The organism is Lachnospiraceae bacterium GAM79 (genome assembly GCA_020735665.1).
Lineage (GTDB): Bacteria > Bacillota > Clostridia > Lachnospirales > Lachnospiraceae > Coprococcus.
This window is the reverse complement of the sequence record CP085928.1, coordinates 2017883-2038428: the sequence shown is the minus strand read 5'-3', so window position 1 is coordinate 2038428 and position 20546 is coordinate 2017883. Positions and strand designations below refer to the sequence as shown.

Here is a 20546-nt window from a genome sequence, read left to right as displayed (position 1 = left end):
TTCAATATAGCAAGTGTTTTTATAAAAATTCCGGTATATTCTGATCGTATGTGGTATATGTCTTTATCTGTGGTATGGCTGAACCACATGCATCAGACCTGAATTCTACAGGTGTAATACTCTGGAAGCCATTTCTTTTGTTTTGCCGACGTTCCAGAAGTTCTCACCGAGATAACCACAGGTTCTTCTTGTAACGTTCATTTTTGCATGGTCTTTGTTACCACACTGAGGACATTCCCATTCGCCGTCTGAATTAATGATAATCTCACCATCATAGCCACATACATGGCAATAGTCAGACTTTGTATTGAATTCAGCATACTGGATGTTCTCATAAATGTAACGAACCACTTCTGCAAGTGCATCCAGATTGTTGCGCATATTTGGTATCTCGACATAGGAGATTGCACCACCGGATGAGATCGTCTGGAACTGACTCTCAAATCTGAACTTGCTGAATGCATCGATCTTCTCACGTACATCAACATGGTAAGAGTTCGTGTAGTAGCCCTTATCTGTAACATCCTTGATCGTACCGAAACGCTCTTTATCAATACGGGCAAATCTGTAACATAAGCTTTCGGCAGGTGTTCCGTATAATCCGAAACCAAGTCCGGTATCAGCCTTCCATTTATCACAGGCTGCACGCATTCTATTCATAACCTTTAAAGCAAATTCTTCACCGACAGGATCTGTATGGCTGACACCCTTCATCAGGATAGAAGTTTCATACAATCCGATGTATCCAAGCGACAGAGTAGAGTAGCCGTTGTGAAGCAATGGATCGATAACCTCACCCTTCTTTAGTCGTGCAATTGCACCATATTGCCAGTGGATAGGACTGACATCGGATGTGATACCCTCCAGAGCTCTGTGACGGCACATCAAAGCGTCATAACATAACTGGAGTCTTTCGTCTAAGAGTGACCAGAATTTATCCTCATCACCTTTTGCCAGAATTCCGATCTGTGGAAGATTCAGGCTGACAACTCCCTGATTGAAACGACCTTCCCATTTGTAGTTGCCATTTTCATCCTTCCAAGGAGAAAGGAAAGAACGACAACCCATACATGAGAATACATTTCCTTCATAGTTCTCACGCATCTTTTTGGCGGAGATGTAATCAGGATACATTCTTTTTGCAGAACACTTAATGGCAAGACGAGTGATATAATCATATTTGCCACCCTTTAAGCAGTTGTGTTCATCCAGAACGTAGATCAGCTTTGGAAATGCCGGTGTCACATAGACACCAACTTCGTTCTTGATACCCTCTAAACGCTGACGGAGGATTTCTTCTATGATCATGGCATTTTCTTCGATATATTCATCATTTGGATCAAGATTCAGGAATAAGGTTACAAATGGAGACTGCCCATTTGTAGTCATTAAGGTGTTGATCTGGTACTGGATTGTCTGAACACCGGAACGAAGTTCATCGTTCAGCCTTTCTTTTACCAGTTCCTCTAATGTATCAGCATCCAATCTGTCTCCAAATTCTTCCTGATATAATGCTTTATATTTGTTATAGCTCTTGCGCAGATATTTTCCAAGGTGACGGATATCAACGGACTGACCACCATACTGGCTGGAGGCAACGGCTGCAATGATCTGTGTAACAATCGTACATGCAACCTGAAAGCTCTTAGGGCTCTCGATCAATTTGCCGTTCATGACAGTGCCGTTGTCGAGCATATCTCCAATGTTGATCAGACAGCAGTTGAAGATAGGCTGTAAGAAATAATCTGCATCATGAAAATGAATCGCACCTTCTTCATGGGCTTTTGAGATCTTTTCCGGAAGCAGGAGCCTCTTTGTAAGATCTTTTGAAACCTCGCCTGCGATCAGATCACGCTGGGTAGATGCAACTGTTGCGTTTTTATTCGAATTTTCTTCCATAACATCTTTGTTTCTGTTCTTGATCAGACTGAGGATCGAATCATCAGTTGTGTTTGCCTTACGAATCAGTTCACGGCTGTATCTATATATAATGTAAGTCTTGGCAAGAACAAACTTCCCCTCTGCCATGAGCTTTTGTTCAATGATATCCTGAATATCTTCAACCAGCATTCGTTTTCTGTTTTTTGCTTCGATGCCGTCTATGATCTCTTCGATTTTTTCTTCAGAAATTTTTTCGCAGTCTTCAACTTCGGCATTTGCCTTCTGAATGGCAACGATAATCTTGCTGCGATCATAGGATACGGCTCTTCCGTCTCTTTTGATTACCTGCATTTTTCTATTCTCCTCCTAAAATGGTTATCTAGATATTGAGTGCAATATTTGCTCGCCCCACAACATATTGCGTCGTGCGCGAAAAAAAGACAAAAAAATGAACGATTTAAAATCTGTGAGACTAAAAAATCGTTTTGAATATTTTGTAACTCTATGTCCCCGACAGTTACACATTATAGCATCACCATTCTGGTTTGTCTATATCAAATGGTACAAAATATTGAGAAAAAAATAAAGAAACAATACTAGATATTGTGTTGCATGGGAAAATGTGATTTAACGTTCGAGCGGTGCTTGATAATATGTGAAATTGTCGGAAATTGTATTCGGAGGACCGGATACTGTCGAAGTATTGCAAACAATTGAAGATATAACGATAATGTTATATAGTTTGTGACATTTCTATGAATTGCGTAAAATAGCTTTATTTTTAATAGAAAGTGTGATATAAAGCTATGATAGGTGATACCTAATTTTATAATAATATAGAGGTAAGTACAATGAGAAAATTAAAAAAGGGATTTGCGGTTGCTCTTGCAATGGCAATGACAGTATCCATGGTTGCAGGTTGTGGAGATAAGGGTAAAGATGTGACCGGTAATTTGAATAAAGCGACACAGACGGATGCAACAGAGGACAGTACAGAAGCTGATCTGACAATTGATGAATATATTGCCAAGTATGCGGAGGGAGTAACTCTGGGGGAGTATAAGGGTATTGAATATGAGTATGCTCCTGCAGAAGTAACTGAGGATGATGTACAGAAGAAGGTAGATGATTTTGTTGAATCCTGTGCGACATATAATGAGGATAAAACAAGTGCGGCAAAATCAGGAGATACAGTAAATATTGATTTTGTAGGTACTGTAGATGGTGTAGAATTTGATGGTGGTAATACGAACGGTTCAGGATATGATGTAACACTTGGATCAAAATCCCTCATCGACACATTTGAAGATCAGATCGTGGGACATAAGGCAGGAGATACATTTGATGTAAATGTAACCTTCCCGGACGGATATGGCAATGATATGGATGGCAAAGCTGCTGTATTCAAGACTACATTGAACTATATCAAGATTCCTGTGGAAGCAGAGTATAATGATGCGCTGGTAGCTGCGAATACTTCTTATAAGACAACAGCCGAGTATGAGGAATCCATCAGAAGTGAGCTGAAAGCAAGTAATGAAGCAACTGCACTTACATCGGCACAGAATGTTGTTATGACAAATGTTATCAATAAGGCAACAATTGAGGATATTCCGGCAGAAGAGGTAAGTAGTCTGGCAGATGAGATCATTACACAGTTGAAATCACAGGCAAGTAATTATGGCATTGATTATGCAACATTTATCCAATATTATTACGGTTATGAGGATGAAGATTCATTCAAAGAATATGTGAATCAGATCTGTCAGGAATCCGTAAAAGAAAAAAAGGTAGTATGCGCGGTTGCAAAGGCAGAAAATATTACAATTGATTCGGATGATGAAACAGCCTATATCAAGAAACTCGCGGAGGAGAATGACGCAACAGAGGATTCTGTAAAGGAACAGTATTCATCTCAGGATCTGATGTATTATACACTGGCTGACAAGGTTATGACTTTCCTTCTTGATAATGGTAAGAAGACGGAGACAACGACAGAAGCAGCGACAGAAGCAACGAGTTCCGAAGAAGAAACTACAACAGAAGCAATAACAGAAGCAAACTAGAGCAGATGTCGAAACAGAGTTCGGTAAATAAAGAATTAATAAGATGAAGTTCTGAGGAGAAAGATTATATTATGAAAATGAAGAAGGTAATGGCTCTGTGTCTGACTGCGGTTGTCGGCATGGGGGTGCTTAGCGGATGCGGAAGCACAAAGAGTGAATTCAGACAGTATGCAAAATGTGCGGAAGTAAAGGATTATGATGGTATCGAGTATGTACCAACGTCCAGAGAAGTAACACAGGATCAGATTGACGAGAAGATTAATTCATTCTGTACAGATAATAATGTAGAAACAAAGGATTATGACAGCGTGATCAAGGATGGTGACGATGTTAATATCAACTACGTTGAAACCATCAACGGCGAGGAAAAGGCAAAGAACGATGACGAAGCCGGAACCAGTATTGTTATGGGTAAGGATGCGTTAGCACCCGGACTTGATGAGCAGATGATCGGATTAAAGCCCGGTGTACAGAAGACATTCACAATCACATATCCGGACGATTATTCAGATACAACGGTTGCCGGTATGGAAGCAAAATTTGATGTAACGATCAATTATATCAAGATAACGACAACACCGGAATATACAGATGACCTTGTGAAGTCGGCTACGGATGGTAAATATACAACGACAGAGGATTATACCAAGTATCTGACGGATGAGCTTCAGAAGGATACAGATAAATCGGCAGACAGTACTGACCGAGCTAATGTGTTAAAAGCAATTAAAGAGAAAACAACGTTTACCAAATATCCGGAAGGCGAGATTGATGCATATGTAAAGAGTGTTATGGATAATATCGAATCCAGTGCTTCTCAGTATGGAATCGGTGTACAGACATTCCTACAGTATTTTTATGGATACACAGACGAGGCCTCATTTGTTTCCTATCTTCAGAGCACAGTTGAATCTGTAATGCAGGAGAAGATCGTTGTCAGCTCGATCGCGTTAGAAAAAGATCTGGTCGCAAATGATAAAGAGACTGATGCATATAAGCAGAAGCTGATGGATGATAATGAAGTAGACGAGGATACGATCAACTCCAAATATTCAGCGAGCGATCTGAAATTCTATGCAACAGAGGAAAAAGTTCTTGATTATCTGATGGGTACAGCTGTTCAGGTAGATTCAACAGAAGCAAGTTCAGAAGATGCATCGGAAGATGGTTCCACTGAAGCAGAGAGCACAGAGTCAACAACAGAGACAGCTTCAGAGGCAGAATAAAAAAATTAACGTTTTTACAAAATTTGTTTTGACAAGAAGCAGATGACGTGCTATATTAAACGAGTGCGTGAGATAAAGCACGTTTTCATGCAGTTGTGGCGGAATTGGCATACGCGCATGATTCAGGTTCATGTCCACTTACGTGGGTGTGGGTTCAAGTCCCATCAACTGCATTGATAGAAGAAAAAGAAGTCTTAGCTTTAAGGCTTCTTTTTTTCTGTATACAGGTTTGACATTACAGGGAAACTGGAATATAATGTAGGATACTTGTGAGAACTTAACGGAAAACACAGATATTGTTTAGGAGGTAGTCGGCGATGGCTGAAAAGAAACAGGTAGTTACCTATACAGGACTTAAAAAAATTGAAGAAGAACTTCAGGATCTGAAAGTAAATAAACGTAGAGAGATTGCTGCCAAGATCAAGGAAGCAAGAGAGCAGGGAGACTTATCTGAGAATGCTGAGTATGATGCGGCAAAGGACGAGCAGCGTGATATCGAAGCAAGAATCGAGCAGTTAGAGGCTATCCTGAAAAATGTAGAGGTCGTTGACGAAGATGAGGTTGATACAGAGGTTGTCGGTATCGGCCGTACCGTAACAGTATATGATTATGAATTTGACGAGGAAGTTGTATTCCACATCGTTGGTTCAACAGAAGCAGATATCATGAAGAATAAGATTTCTGATGAATCACCGGTTGGTATGGCATTAAAGGGTGCGCGCGTTGGTGAAGAAGTAATAGTAGAAGCACCGGACGGAGAATTCAAATACAGAATATTAGATATCAAGAGAGCAATCTAATAAACAGAATAATCAATATAGTAGAAAGAGATTAAACAAAGATGGCAGAGAATAAGCAGAATAATCAGGCTAAGCCACAGGATGTAAATAAGCTGTTACAGGTTCGTCGTGAGAAGCTGGCAGATTTACAGGCGGCAGGCAAAGATCCATTTGAGATTACAAAGTATGATGTGACTTATCACAGCACAGATGTAAAAGAAGCATATACAGCGCATGAGGCAGAGCTTCTTGCAGGCAGACAGGAGCCGGACGTAGAGGGACTGGATGATGCACAGAAGAAGGAAGTGCTGAACAACGATTATAACGAGAGAAGAGCAATCATGGATGCATCACCGATCCATGTAAGCATTGCAGGACGTATGATGTTCAAGCGTGTTATGGGTAAGGCATCCTTCTGTAATATTCAGGATCTGAAGGGTAACATTCAGGTGTATGTTGCAAGAGATCAGATCGGTGAAGAAGCTTATGCAGATTTCAAGAAATCCGATATCGGTGATATCTATGGTGTAAAGGGCTGGGCATTCCGTACAAAGACAGGAGAGCTTTCTATCCATGCAGAAGAAATGACACTTTTAAGTAAGTCATTACAGATTCTCCCGGAGAAGTTCCATGGCTTAACAGATACAGATGTCAGATATCGTCAGAGATATGTAGACCTTATCATGAATCAGGAGAGCAAGGCTGTATTTATTAAGCGTTCACAGATCTTAAAGGAGATCCGTAACTTCCTTGCAGACCGTGATTTCATGGAGGTTGAGACTCCTATGCTTGTTGCAAATGCAGGTGGTGCGGCAGCAAGACCATTTGAGACACATTACAATGCATTAAATGAGGACGTAAAGCTTCGTATCTCTCTGGAATTATATCTGAAGCGTCTGATCGTAGGTGGACTGGAAAGAGTTTACGAGATCGGACGAGTATTCCGTAACGAGGGTGTTGATACAAGGCACAATCCGGAATTTACGTTGATGGAATTATATCAGGCATACACAGACTATGAAGGTATGATGGAACTGACAGAGTCCATGTTCCGTTATCTTGCTGAGAAGGTTTGTGGAAGCACAAAGATTTCCTATAATGGAATCGAGATTGACTTCGGTAAGCCGTTTGAGCGTCTGACCATGAATGATGCGATCAAGAAATATACCGGAATCGACTTCGATCAGGTAGAAGATGATGCAGCAGCTAAGAAGCTGGCTGATGAACACAATATTGCATATGAAGAACGTCATAAGAAGGGTGATATCATTAACCTGTTCTTTGAGGAGTTCTGCGAAGAAAAGCTGATCCAGCCTACATTTATCATGGATCATCCGATCGAGATCTCACCTTTGACCAAGAAGAAGCCTTCTGATCCAAGCAAGGTTGAGCGTTTCGAGTTGTTCATTAACACATGGGAGATGTGTAATGCATACTCCGAGCTGAACGATCCGATTGATCAGCGTGAGCGTTTTGCAGCACAGGATGCAAATGCAGCAGCCGGTGATGATGAAGCAGAGCACACAGACGAGGATTTCTTAAATGCATTAGAGATCGGTATGCCTCCTACAGGTGGTATCGGTTATGGTATCGACCGTCTGGTTATGCTGTTGACTGATTCACAGGCAATCCGTGATGTGCTCCTCTTCCCGACTATGAAGTCGTTGAATAGCGAGAACTAGGATTTATGCGGGTTTGCAGAGATATTACAGGAGATGGTACGACACTTAGTACGACAAAATTCAAAAACAAAATACAATAATATTCCGCTTAGTGCATAGAAATTAAATATTTGCAAAATTTTAAGGACACTTTCCATTAAGAAATTATTGGAAGGTGTCCTTTTTGTGTCATGAGATAAAACTAAGAGGAGTGATCAGATGTTAAAGATTAGACTTCAGGGAACAAAGAATGATATACGCTGGTTTGTCCGTCTGCTTCAGAGAGATAAAAGATTTGAATTGAATAATGTCTCGACATTTTTTGACAATGTGGGGACAGATAAATACAAGCGTGTATATGCAGAAGTGTCGAGAAAGAAAACGGATTCTGATAAGAAATCCATCAATGCAAAACAGTTGAATGAACAATGCCACTATGTAGGAAGTGGCATGGTGATTCGATAGGGAATGGAGGTACAACGGTATGTGTAAAGTAATAGCAATCGTGAATCAAAAAGGTGGCGTAGCAAAGACTACGACAACAGTGAACTTAGGTATAGGTTTGGTAAGAGAAGGCAAGAAGGTACTACTTATAGATGCGGATAGTCAGGGATCCCTTTCATCAAGCCTTGGCGTAGCAGAGCCTGATGAGCTTGATGTTACTCTCTCGACGATCATGGGTAAAGTGATCAATGATGAAGATTATGGAAAGCGGGAAGGGGTTATTGTACATGAGGAGGGAGTATCTTTTCTTCCATGCAATATCGAACTTTCCGGACTGGAAGTCACATTGGTAAATACCATGCGGAGAGAGTACATATTGAAAGAGTACATAACAAGTGTGAGAAACTTGTATGACTATATCCTGATTGACTGCAATTCCAGCCTTGGCATGGTGACAATGAATGCCCTGACTGCGGCTGATTCGGTCATCATACCGATAGAAGCAGCGTACCTTTCCGTAAAGGGGTTGCAACAGCTTATCACTACCCTTGGCAGGACAAAGAAATATCTGAATCCGAATCTTGGGATAGAGGGAATCGTTTTCACAAAGATGGTTGGACGTACCAATTACGCAAAGGAAATCAAGTCCATGGTGGAAGAAATCTATGGCAAAAATGTCCGTGTGTTTGGTGCGGTTATCCCACATTCTGTGAGAGCGGCAGAGACTTCCGCAGAGGGTGTGAGTATATTCAAGCATGACCCAAGAGGAAAAGTTGCGGCGGCGTATAAGAAGCTCGCAAAGGAGGTGCTTGCAGATGAATAAATCCAATAGTGCTTCCAAGATAAAGATGAAATCATTTGACGATCTGTTTGGTACAAACGAAAATCTGGAACAGGCAAATGCAAATGGTGGTGAAATCCGAGAAATACCTTTAGCAAGTCTGCATACATTCAGAAATCATCCGTTTCAGATCCATGAAGATAAGCTAGAGGAAATGGTAGAGAGTGTCAGACAGTATGGCGTGCTTGTTCCAGGAATTGCGAGAATGCGACCGCAGGGTGGTTATGAAATTATTGCCGGACACACAAGAAAGGCTGCCTGTGAACTTGCCGGTCTTGATACCATGCCGATGTTCATTCGCAATCTGAATGATGATGAAGCTACCATTGTCATGGTGGACAGTAACATTCAGAGAGAAGATATCTTTCCAAGCGAAAAGGCAAGGGCGTATAGTATGCGTTACTATGCCATGAAACATCAGGGCATTAAGGGAGATAAGGGTAGTAGCCTTGATATCATGAGTGAGGAAACCGGCGAGAACGCAAAGAAGATTCAGCGATATATCAGACTTGCAAAGCTCTCTGATGAACTGCTTGACTTTGTTGACAGGAAAAAGATTGGTTTTATTCAGGGTGTTGATCTTTCGTATCTGAACGAGAAGCAGCAGCAGTGGGTACTCGATATAATACTCGACAGGAATATATTCCCTAATATAGAGCAGTCGGCAAGACTAAAGGCATCCTGCCGGGAAAATATGCTTACACAGGAAGAAGTGAGGAACATCATGCTTCCGGAACAGGTGTTAGCAAAGCCGAGAAAGGTAACGTTCAAGGCAGACAGATTGGATGACTACTTTGATGAAGGATATACGGAAGAAAAGATTACAGAGGTTATAATAAACCTCTTAGATGAATGGAAGAAAAGAGGTGAGAGGGCATGACTAATATTGTAAATACCGGTAATGCGTCGGTGGATGCGCTGGCAGAGATGAGCATTAGTGGCAATGTTACACCGGTAAATTGGTATAAAACAATTTTGCGTGAAAATGGCAAGCCATACCTTCTCGCTATCTGTGTGTTGTCGGAAATCGTGTATTGGTATCGTCCTGTGGAAGTACGGGACGAGCATAGCGGCATGACAATTGGTTACAGAAAAAAGTTTCGAGAGGATTTGCTACAGAAAACCTACAATGATTTTGCCGAGCAGTTTGGAGAATCACGGAGAAGTGTGAAGGCAGCGTTTGACAGACTAGAGGAAATCGGTGTGATCCGTCGTGAATTCCGTAACATAGAAACAAATAGCGGAATGGTCTTAAATAATGTCATGTATATTGATCTATGCGTTGATAGACTTTACACATGTACATATCTGGACATACCAGGAGATGACGAAGATGTAGAAAACACAGGGGAAGAAATACAAAAACAGGCTGAAAACCAAGCAAATAAGCCTGTTACAAAATTTTGTACCTCCTCATACAAAACTTTGTATGACCCTCCTACAAAATTTTGTAACACCCCCTACAAAACTTCGTATGACCCTCCTGCAAAATTTTGTAACACCCTCCCACAAAACGATGTACCACCTCATACAAAGTTTTGTAAGACAAATACAGAGAATACTACAGAGAATACGGAGGAGATTACCTATCCTATCATTCCATCAGGCACAGGCGTGAAAACTGATACGATGGATAGGATGGATGAAGTGCGCTCATTTATCAAAGACAATATTGATTATGACGTATTGCTTCAGTGCCATCCTACAGAGAAGATGGACATAAACGAATTGGTGGAGCTGATGGTTGAGACCATAGCGGTTAAACAGCCAGTAATCCGTATCAATAAATATGATTTCCCATATGATGTTGTTCGGAGCAGATTGGAGAAGATAGATTTTCATACGATGGAGTATGTGCTGGAATGCCTTCGCAACAATACTACAAAGGTACGCAACATACGAAGCTATATGCTCACGACACTGTATAATGCTCCGGTAACATGTAGTAATTACTATAAAGCAGAAGTAAACCATGACTTCTATGGTAAGTAACGATTCATAGCTGCTGGAAACAGCAGTTGACTATATATTTTTCACCTTCCCTTCCTTTTGAGGGGCAGGAGGGCACACCTGCCTCTCGTTTTAAGGGGATTGCTGCAAGTATGATTCTTTGATATAATCAATGCAACAGTTTTACAAATCGGAATTTGTGAGGGTAATTATGATAAATTTTTTGAATGATATAAGGAATGCAGAAAATCCAATATCCAATAATAGAAAACTTATAAATACCATAGCGATATTGTTTCTCGGAATAGCTTTGGGAACTTTCTCAAAATATCTGGATTTTCGTCAAACTGAACTTCCAGGTGTGCTTATGGCAATAAATGGAGTCTTAGATATTGGTAATTTTCTTGGGCGTTTTGCAATCTGGATATTGATTGCACTGTGTATTTCTATTTATAGCAATTCTGCAATAAGAGCAAGCATCAATGTTTTTGTATTCTTTGTTGGTATGGTTGCAAGCTACTATTTGTATTCAAACTATATTGCAGGATTTTTCCCAAGAAGTTATGCGATGATTTGGTTTGGATTTACAGCTGTTTCTCCATTATTGGCTTTTGTCTGTTGGTATGCAAAGGGGAAAAGCAAACTGGCATTTATACTATCAGCGCTGATTTTGGCAGTATTGTTCAATATGTGCTTTGTATATGGATGCTGGTATTTTAATGCAAAATCTGTTTTGGAAGTGATAGTCTTTATTATTGGACTTATTGTTTTGAGGAGAGACACATTGAGGAGTTCTGCGCTAATGGGAACGATTAGTATAGTTCTTGCAGTTTTACTTGATATGGTTATTCCATTTCATTTTGGATAAACAACTTCCAGTTTGTCGAACACATGAAAATTTGAATTTAACGCACATCTAAAAAACGAGAATTCACAAAAACGTAGCCATAAAATGGTGATGAAAGGACGTATAACTTATGAGTAAAAAAGTATTTGTTTTGGTACACGATTACTGGCATCACGATGATTCCATCAAGCCTATGATGAACTATCTGTTTAACGCAGATTATGAAGTAACATTCACAAAGAATCCAAATGATTATTTCAAGGGGCAGTTTGATTTGTTTTTGTCTTTCAAAGATCCTATTGAAAATGATCAGATTCCTACTCCAATCTGGTGTGATGAAAAATGGACGGAGAAATTTCTGAATGATATTCAGAATGGTATGGGAACGATTATGCTTCACGCATCACTTACTGATTACACAGAAAATCACGCAATCCTCACAAATGTTGTAAGAAGTAACTTTATCACTCATCCCGAACAATGTCCGCTTACTGTAAAACCGATAGCAGAACATCCGATTATTGAAGGCATTGGCAAATTCACATTCCCTGATTTTGACGAACATTATGTAATGAAAATGATTCCGAATGCTGATACAACGATTCTTGCAGAAACCGTTTCAAAGAACGGCGTTCAGCCTGCTGTATGGATTCACACCTATGGCAAGGGAAAAATCTGCTGTATCGTTCCTGCACACACTACCCAAAATCTGACCTGTGAACCATTTGTCAAACTTGTAAAGAATGCTATTGATTGGGTTTAATAGCATTAATAGAGCGTCAAATTCCAGTTTGTAGGGAACAACAGATAAGACAATTTTATAATAAAACAGCGTCAGAGCATTTATGTGTAAAAGCATGAATGCTCTTTTTTTGTCCTTTCATGGACAAAGAACAAGAGAGCAGCTTTTGGACAAATTGTCCAGAAGTTCAAATAAAAAAGAAGGAGGATACCTGATGTATAGCAAAAATGGTATTCCGTGGGTAAGACCACCCACACAGGACAGGAAGCATAGAGAAAATAATATCGGGAGGACAGAACAATGGTCGATGAATTGACGCAGGAGTCGTTCCAGACAGGAAAGGCGATTGTGACTGTCAGCGTAGATCTGATTACTGCCATTGCAGATGCGTGCAAGCGGTCTGAACAGCAGAATCCTGGTATGAGCGAGGAACAGAAGGAGACATTGCTCGGCAAGGTTGTCGATAAGGTAATGTCGAATTATAAGGAAACGCATGGCTCATTAAAGGGATTCAACAGAGAGGGCAAAGATGTCACGCATATTGATGTGAATGATGAGAGAACAGCGGAGCTTTTAGAGAAAGCCTGTAAGAAAAGTCATATTCCGGTGGATATGAAAAAGGTAACGAGGGCAGATGGTTCCATCACGCATACTGCATTCTGTGAAGTGAAAAGCATAGACCAGATGGCAGCATTACTGAAGATGGCTTCCGAACAGGTACTTGAGGAGCAGAAGGAAATGACCAAGACACTTGTACTTTACGATGATAAGGGCAAGGAGGTTATGTCGGCTGACTTTGTAAATAATGGTGAGATAAATATGGATGATGTGGAAACACTGTCAAGATTCTCTACGAGATTTGAGATCAAGGATCACAAGAATGAAGTTTTGGAATCCGGAAGTATCACACCAAATGCAAAGGAGGAAATCAAGGAAGCGGCGAGAAAACATAATCCGAAGAAGGATAAGTCGCTTACGGAGAGAATCAAGGACAAGAAGGAGCAGTCACAGAAGAAACAGAAAGACAAGAACCGGCAGCGTGAAAAAACGAAGAAAAAGAGCCGGGATACAAGTTTGTAGGTGGTGCTTATGGGAAAGAAGAATATTGGCGGTGCCGTACTCGATGACCTGAAGGCATTACCGAAGAAACTGTTAAAACCATATTATAAAAATGGCAAGTTAAATGCAAATAAGGTTGCGATTGATGGCATACCGTTCATCATCATATTTTATGTCATAAATAAATATGTGCAGGCTGCGGTTATGTCGGATGGTGGAGATATAATTATTTTGAATTGTGATACAATGAAAATATAGTCAGATAGAATGTAAACGTCAAACCATGCGTTTACGAAATGTCTGCTGCTTTTTTGCTCTATAAGAAAATGCTATTACCAGAAAATGAATTATTTAAAAAAAATGGGAATAGAATAATGACAGAAGCAGCTGACTGTGCTAGAATATACATGAAATGTATTACCAAAATATAAAGAAATTTCAAAAAATGGGAATGGGAGATAGTGATATGCAGTTTATTGTAAGGCAAAAGTATCTAGATGAATTGATTGAATTATATGGGACGCCAGATATAAAAGTAATCACGGGCATCAGACGAAGCGGCAAGTCTGTTTTGCTACAGGAATTTATCACTTATCTGCAGTCGTTAGAGGAAAAGAGCAATATTGTAATGATAAACCTTCAGGAATTAGAGTTTGATCATTTGCTGGAATATCATGCATTGCATAAGTATATCTTGGGTCAATATAAAGAGGGAATGAATAACGTATTATTGATTGATGAGGTTCAGATGTGCCCTCAGTTCGAACTTGCAATCAATAGTATTTATACAAAAGGAATCTATGATATTTATGTTACCGGTTCAAATGCATTTTTGTTAAGTTCAGATTTGGCAACACTTTTTACCGGAAGAACGATGGAAATAAAGGTATATCCTTTTTCTTTTGTGGAATATCTGACTTATTATGGAATTACGGATGGATTTGATGATGCATTTGATCAGTATGTCCGAACCGGTGGTATGCCGGGAGCCTATGTATATAAGACAGAGGATAGACAGTATGATTATATCAGAGATGTGTATGGGACTATTCTTATAAGAGATTTGGTTGAGAAATATAGAATAAGAAATACATCAGAGTTTGCCAGTATATCTGAATTTATGATGGATAATATTGGCAACCTGCTTTCTCCCAATAATATCTGCAAGACATTAAATAATGACCAAAGAGAGATTACCAGAAAGACAGTATCAAAATACATTGGTTATTTAGAGAACGCATTTCTATTTTATGAGGCAAAACGGTATGACCTAAAGGGGAAAAAATATCTCGAAAACAATAGTAAGTTTTATCTTTGTGATCCAGCATTTCGATATGCAGTCAATGGTACACGAAATATGGACTTTGGAAGGGTTTATGAGAATATTGTTTATCTGGAGTTACGAAGGAGAGGTTATGAGGTATATGTTGGTAAACTTTATAAAAAAGAAGTGGACTTTGTAGCAAAGAAACGAGACACACTGATATACATTCAGGTAAGTGACAATATTTCAGATGAAACAACATTTGAGAGGGAATATTCGCCATTGCTTGCAATACGAGATGCATATCCTAAGATGGTAATTGCAAGGACCCATCATGAAACTTATGATTATCAGGGTGTGCAGGTGGTCGATATTTGTAGATGGCTGCGATGCAGATAGATAAATTCCGATTTGTTTTTCTCTGGATTTCATATTATACACCAAAATTGTGAATATTTCTACCCGCCATCTATTGACCTCAATTTTGAGGAAATAGGCGGCTTTTTTTCGTTCAGAAAAAATTTTTTCAAGAAATTTTTGCAAAAGTAGCGATTTTGGGTGTGCATTTCATACCCCTTTGTCCAAATGAGTGAAGCACACTAAGGGAGGTGATGTGATGAAGCTCGATACAATCGGCAAGAATATAAGAAAGTTCCGACTTGCGAAGAAATTACGCCAAGAAGATTTGGCTGAGAAAACAGACTTGACAACAAATTATATTGGTATGGTTGAGCGTGGAGAGAAAATTCCGTCACTCGAAACTTTCATAAAGATACTAAATGCTTTAGGTGTATCATCGGATATGGTTCTTACAGATGTTTTGGAAACGGGATACACAGTCAAGAACTCTATGCTGAATGAGAAACTTGAAAAACTTGCTCCTGAAGATAGAAACAGAATTTATGAAGTTATAGATACACTTGTGAAGCAGTCAAAGCAAATACTTCCATAAAACACAGAAGTTCGTCCTAATCGACGAGCTTTCTTTTTTTGTGCCAAAAACAGATACCAAATTGAGGAATACCGCATAAATACAGTATCTATCAGCAAAATAGCAAGAAGAAAATAAGGAAATTTACAACGAAATTACAACAAATGAAAGAGCCTGATGTAACGACTTATAAAGAGAAATACAGAGTTATAAGAAATCGACGCTTGAAATAGAGCGTCTTTTTCTATGTCGTGAAACAACATACTATCTCATTTCTGCTTGTTCGCTATCAATGTCTTAGTTCACGGCGTGTCAAGAGCCTGTTGCAACGCAATGTGTCAACGCTCTTTACAAGCTGTGGGATAAGGCGTAGCTTCTTAAAGGCAGAAATGGAAAGATAATAACAAGTGAATATATTTTTCTATAAAGCATTTTACTTTTACAGTAAGGTGCTTTTTTGTTTATGATACTTTTCTATATCCATAGCAAAGGAGGATTGATAATAAATGGCAGAGATTTATGGATATGTACGAGTGTCAAGTATAGACCAGAATGAAGAACGGCAGATTGTCGAACTCTCAAAAAGAAACGTGCTTCCTAAAAATATCTACATAGACAAGCAGTCTGGAAAAAGTTTTGAGCGTCAGCAATATAAAAAGCTCGTCAGAAAGCTAAAAAAAGGTGATTTGCTCTATATCCTAAGTATTGACCGTCTAGGCAGGAACTATCTTGAGATACAGGAACAATGGCGAATACTGACGAAAGAAAAAGGATTGATATATGTGTCATAGATATGCCCTTACTGGACACAAGGAACGGGAAAGATTTAATGGGTACATTCATCGCTGACCTTGTATTACAGATACTATCTTTCGTGGCACAAAATGAGCGTGAGAACATCAGAAAAAGGCAGGCACAGGGCATAGCTGTGGCAAAGGCACAGGGCGTAAAATTCGGCAGACCAGAAATCATGCTTCCAGAGAACTTTGGAGAGCTTGTCCGTGAATGGGAAAAGAAAAGGCTTCCTCTGTCGGAAGTCTTGAACGTATGTAAAATGAGCGAAGCTACATTCTATCGGAAATTAAGTGAATACCGCTTATTACAGCAAAGGTAGTCTATTCTGAACTATCACAAAGTACACCTTTTGCAAAAAATATAATCTGGCAATATTAGCAAAAATAACATCTTCAAAGCTGTTCTAAATGATTTGTTTATTGAAAAAACAGGCGTTTTCAGCTATACTAGATAATGATATAGTGGCTATTAACAGGTGTACCTTTTGAGAAAAATCAAGGAAAGGAGCAGAAAGTAAATATGAAACAAAGATATTTGAAAAAGCCTTATTCATTTTTGCTGGTAAGTGCAATGGTATTGACTATGTTTCCGACGTTTAGTACCAGCGTTCATGCAGAGGAAAATCAATCGCCAACGAAAGAGCAGTTTTCAACTGTTGAAGAATTAAAAAACTATGATACAAATGATAATGACGGAGTGAAAAATCCTGCAAAAGTCTATTTCGGAAATAACAATCAACAGTGGTGGATTGCAGGAAGTCAAAGTAATGATAGCATAACGTTTTTTTCTGCAAGTTCTATGAGAGATGATGTACAATTTGAATCAAATTATATGGACAATAAAACATATGATGATAAGTGGAACTGTACCTATCCTGATAGAGAACCAGCAGAAGTTTTCCCGAATCACTACGGTGCGAGCTATATAAGGAATGTTACCTTAAAAGAGATGGAAGCTTCTTTTTTTACAAGTTCAGAACAGGCACTGATAAATGAAACAACGATTTATACGGATGATACGAAAAACAACAGCGTCTATTCCACGACGGACAAGCTATATTTGGCTTATGGAGACCAAGAAGATTATAATCACATTACTGTGGGAAAGAACAGCGCAAATGATTTGAATGACGGTCTTCGTATTGATCCAAGTTATTGGGGAGAATCTGTTCTTGAATTATTTTGGATTCGTTCACCATTTGTTAGTAATGATGATCCGAATGATGGAAATGATGTTTTGACTGCGTGGCCTTCTAAGAATTATCCTGCTTTTAATGGAGCTCAAACAAGCAATGTAGAAAAAATAAGACCTGCTTTTGAACTGAATTCATCAACGATTCTTTTTGCATCGGCTGTTCCGTCAGCAACATCTACAGGTAATTTAACATTGCAGGATACGGATGGAGATGGAGCGTTTACATTACGCTATGACGCCGGTAAGTATAGCAAGAACCTAGGTTCAGCCGTAATTTCTTATGATGGTAGCAAGGTTATCTTAACAGATGTTCCAAATGGTACATATCTGGTTGCGCAAAACAGCAATGGTGCGTATGCGAAACAAATTACGAATGAAACAGAAGTTTCTGCAAGTGGTATGAATTTAGATAATTTTGCGAATTGCAAGATATGGCTGGAAACAACAGATACAGCAAATAGAATCACATATGCGGCTTTGGCAGAGAAAGAACAAGAAACTGCTGTGAATATTGTTGCGGGTGCGGGATTGAATATCACATCGAATAATGGTGTGCAGGAAGTTGTTCCAAACAAGGCAATTACAGATATTATAGTAGAAGCTGTTGACGGATATTTTCTTCCGGATGGTTATGAGGACAGAATCCAAGGCTTGAACGGATTGACAGTGACAAAAATGACTAAAAATGGTTTTACCATTTCAGGTACGCCGATAAGTGATGTGAATATCACACTGCCACCTGCAACAAAGAAAGTTTACAGCATGCTTTTAAGTGGTGACGGAACATTTACAGGAACTTGCGTAGGATATCAACCAATTACCGCAAAGGAATTTACGATTACAAATAGCGGAAATGTTGATTTAGAGAATGTAGATATATCTATCACGGGTACAGATAAGGATAAGTTCGAGTTGAGTGGTGATGGTACTACAACCATCCAGCTAAACGATACTCTAAAAGTAGCAGTAGCACCAAAAGACAGTTTAGCAACAGGTATATATCGGGCAACGCTTACTGTAACAGCAGCTAATGCTCAAATAGCAACAACGGAGCTACAGTTTACTGTAAACGAACATGATTATGTTGCAGTCGTTACACCACCAAATTGCACAGAGAAAGGATATACGACATATAACTGCAGAAATTGTGGCTATAGCTACAGAGGAAACGAAGTAGATGAGTTAGGTCATACGTGGGGAGCATGGAAAGTCATCAAGGAAGCAACAACCACAGAAACAGGCAAAAAAGAACGTGTTTGTGAACGTTGCGATTATAAAGAAACAGCAGTCATTTCTATGATTTCCAACGAAGAACAGCCTACTACTTCTACAAAGCCAGATACAGCAGTTAAGACAGGCGATAGTACAAATATTTTGCTGTTGAGTATGGTAACGGTCATTTCCCTTGCAGGAATGCTGACAGCATTGTTCTTCAAACGCAGAAGAAGCAGATAAGCAAGGATAAGGACAGGGACAAAGGTTTCTGTCCTTTTCTTATCCCCTGCTTTAGAAACGTATTTTTAAGGACGCAAACAGCAACCGACGGAGTGATCCAGACACGGTGGCGGTTGTAAGACAAATCGCCACGCCAGCCTGCTGGCGAGTGCCTGGTTCACTTTGGCGGTTATGCGAGCGAAGCGAGCTTTCTAAGCCCCCGTTATCTAACAGGGGGGGACTATTACAAAAAGCAAAAGGCAAAACAAATATAAAATCGCCGATATGCAACGATTTACAATGTGTCGCTCGACAATCAGACAGGACAGAACCTATCAGAAATATTATGATGATATATTTATCCTGCTGAAAACAGGCTTGCGAATATCAGAGTTCTGCGGACTGACAAAAAAGGACTTGGATTTTGAAAAGCATACTATCCATGTCAATCATCAGCTTTTAAAGGACAAGGACGGATATTACATAGCCGAGCCTAAGACAGCAAGCGGAAACCGCAAAGTCCCTATGAGCAATGAAACAGAAAAGGCATTTCACAGAGTTCTGAAAAGAAAGCAGAAAGCAAAGATAAAAGAGATTCATCATATTTATACAGGCTGCGTTCCTGTACGGTGGAAATGAAGAACTTGGCTGGCGAGGTACTATGTTGCCGATTCTGGAGAAGAAAGTTTCTGCACCTTTAGCAACATTAATCGTTGGAATTGTATGGGTCATTTGGCATATTTCACTCTGGTTCATAGAAGGCAATTCACATCAGGGCATGTCATTTATCTGGTTTGCAGTCTTAGGACTGGCGCTTAGCTATTGGTTATCTATGGTTTATGATGCCACCAGAGCTGTCATGTTCTGCATGATTCTACATGGATGGACAAACACATTGATGGGAGTGGTAGATATCAATCAAGATTCGTTATATTATGTGTTACTGGCTGTAATGACAGCAATCTCAACGATAATTAGCATCTGGATTCAGAAAAAACGAGAGAACGTTCATTCATAACTTCCAATTTGACGGAGGAAACAATACATGAAAAACATATGGAACAGAGGTTTAAAGGATTCGTTATTAATATATTGTGGCTTATATACAATTGCGACAATAGTAAATAGTATTTCTTATCTTTCAAAAGGGATATATGAAGATCCAACAGGAAACTGGCACGAATTAGACCGTGCAATTATTACTTTAATTGTGATTTTAGCATACTCACTAATTAGATATATACATATAAAGAATTTTGCAATTAAATTAGTTGTGGTGTATGTTCCAACAATTTTATTGGCTTTTTTGTATGTATGGTTTAGGGGACTAACTGCTGAATTAGCATCTTCGGCATATAGAGATATTTTTGTCAATTATACTATTGGTTTTTGATTGTATCTATTATAGTATTTATTGTAAATAAGATAATAC

The 20546-nt window shown here is 39.3% G+C and carries 19 protein-coding genes, 1 tRNA gene and 1 pseudogene; 20 read left to right on the top strand and 1 reads right to left on the bottom strand.

From position 1 onward, the window contains the following. Positions 1–105: 105 nt before the first annotated feature. On the bottom strand, positions 106–2232 hold the full coding sequence (nrdD, locus tag LK416_09170; protein UEA73846.1) for an anaerobic ribonucleoside-triphosphate reductase: 2127 nt from the start codon (positions 2230–2232) through the stop codon (positions 106–108). Positions 2233–2732: 500 nt separating this feature from the next. On the opposite strand from nrdD, the gene tig reads away from it, so the two are divergent. The 20 genes and pseudogenes from tig (at position 2733) to LK416_09070 (ending at position 20507) form a co-directional block, all read left to right on the top strand. Next, positions 2733–3947, top strand: coding sequence for a trigger factor (gene tig, locus LK416_09165; protein UEA73845.1), 1215 nt, complete (start codon positions 2733–2735; stop codon positions 3945–3947). Positions 3948–4018: 71 nt separating this feature from the next. Then, positions 4019–5173, top strand: a complete 1155-nt coding sequence (locus LK416_09160; protein UEA73844.1) for an FKBP-type peptidyl-prolyl cis-trans isomerase — start codon at positions 4019–4021, stop codon at positions 5171–5173. 89 nt (positions 5174–5262) lie between these two features. Further along, positions 5263–5346, top strand: a tRNA-Leu gene (locus LK416_09155). Positions 5347–5490: 144 nt separating this feature from the next. Next, on the top strand, positions 5491–5973 hold the full coding sequence (greA, locus tag LK416_09150; protein ID UEA73843.1) for a transcription elongation factor GreA: 483 nt from the start codon (positions 5491–5493) through the stop codon (positions 5971–5973). A 41-nt stretch (positions 5974–6014) separates the two neighbouring features. After that, the gene (gene lysS / locus LK416_09145) at positions 6015–7634 is read left to right on the top strand and encodes a lysine--tRNA ligase (GenBank protein ID UEA73842.1); all 1620 of its coding nucleotides are present in this window, start codon (positions 6015–6017) and stop codon (positions 7632–7634) included. Positions 7635–7832: 198 nt separating this feature from the next. Then, a complete protein-coding gene (locus LK416_09140; protein UEA75934.1) occupies positions 7833–8078 on the top strand; it encodes a hypothetical protein in 246 nt (81 codons plus the stop codon). Between the two features lie 19 nt (positions 8079–8097). Then, positions 8098–8880 carry an AAA family ATPase gene (locus LK416_09135; protein ID UEA73841.1) on the top strand — a complete coding sequence of 261 codons (783 nt, stop codon included), beginning with the start codon at positions 8098–8100 and terminating at the stop codon, positions 8878–8880. Beyond that, on the top strand, positions 8873–9778 hold the full coding sequence (locus LK416_09130; GenBank protein ID UEA73840.1) for a ParB/RepB/Spo0J family partition protein: 906 nt from the start codon (positions 8873–8875) through the stop codon (positions 9776–9778). The genes LK416_09135 and LK416_09130 overlap by 8 nt, the downstream gene beginning before the upstream one ends. Then, positions 9775–10890, top strand: a complete 1116-nt coding sequence (locus LK416_09125) for a DUF6017 domain-containing protein (GenBank protein UEA73839.1) — start codon at positions 9775–9777, stop codon at positions 10888–10890. The genes LK416_09130 and LK416_09125 overlap by 4 nt, the downstream gene beginning before the upstream one ends. Positions 10891–11059: 169 nt before the next feature. Further along, a complete protein-coding gene (locus LK416_09120; protein ID UEA73838.1) occupies positions 11060–11716 on the top strand; it encodes a hypothetical protein in 657 nt (218 codons plus the stop codon). Between the two features lie 109 nt (positions 11717–11825). Continuing rightward, complete coding sequence (locus tag LK416_09115) at positions 11826–12458, top strand: ThuA domain-containing protein (GenBank protein ID UEA73837.1); 633 nt, start codon at positions 11826–11828, stop codon at positions 12456–12458. Positions 12459–12737: 279 nt separating this feature from the next. Then, the gene (locus tag LK416_09110) at positions 12738–13517 is read left to right on the top strand and encodes a hypothetical protein (GenBank protein ID UEA73836.1); all 780 of its coding nucleotides are present in this window, start codon (positions 12738–12740) and stop codon (positions 13515–13517) included. A 9-nt stretch (positions 13518–13526) separates the two neighbouring features. Beyond that, positions 13527–13754, top strand: a complete 228-nt coding sequence (locus LK416_09105) for a hypothetical protein (protein UEA73835.1) — start codon at positions 13527–13529, stop codon at positions 13752–13754. A gap of 208 nt (positions 13755–13962) precedes the next feature. Next, positions 13963–15159, top strand: a complete 1197-nt coding sequence (locus tag LK416_09100) for an ATP-binding protein (protein UEA73834.1) — start codon at positions 13963–13965, stop codon at positions 15157–15159. A 217-nt stretch (positions 15160–15376) separates the two neighbouring features. After that, complete coding sequence (locus tag LK416_09095) at positions 15377–15712, top strand: helix-turn-helix domain-containing protein (protein UEA73833.1); 336 nt, start codon at positions 15377–15379, stop codon at positions 15710–15712. Positions 15713–16197: 485 nt separating this feature from the next. Then, a pseudogene (locus LK416_09090) lies at positions 16198–16805 on the top strand (recombinase family protein). 200 nt (positions 16806–17005) lie between these two features. Beyond that, the gene (locus tag LK416_09085) at positions 17006–19135 is read left to right on the top strand and encodes a hypothetical protein (GenBank protein ID UEA73832.1); all 2130 of its coding nucleotides are present in this window, start codon (positions 17006–17008) and stop codon (positions 19133–19135) included. A gap of 264 nt (positions 19136–19399) precedes the next feature. After that, positions 19400–19753 (top strand): tyrosine-type recombinase/integrase, encoded by a 354-nt coding sequence (locus tag LK416_09080; GenBank protein ID UEA73831.1) that lies wholly within the window; start codon positions 19400–19402, stop codon positions 19751–19753. Next, on the top strand, positions 19713–20132 hold the full coding sequence (locus LK416_09075) for a CPBP family intramembrane metalloprotease (protein ID UEA75899.1): 420 nt from the start codon (positions 19713–19715) through the stop codon (positions 20130–20132). The genes LK416_09080 and LK416_09075 overlap by 41 nt, the downstream gene beginning before the upstream one ends. Positions 20133–20159: 27 nt before the next feature. After that, positions 20160–20507, top strand: a complete 348-nt coding sequence (locus LK416_09070; GenBank protein ID UEA73830.1) for a hypothetical protein — start codon at positions 20160–20162, stop codon at positions 20505–20507. Positions 20508–20546 lie beyond the last annotated feature (39 nt).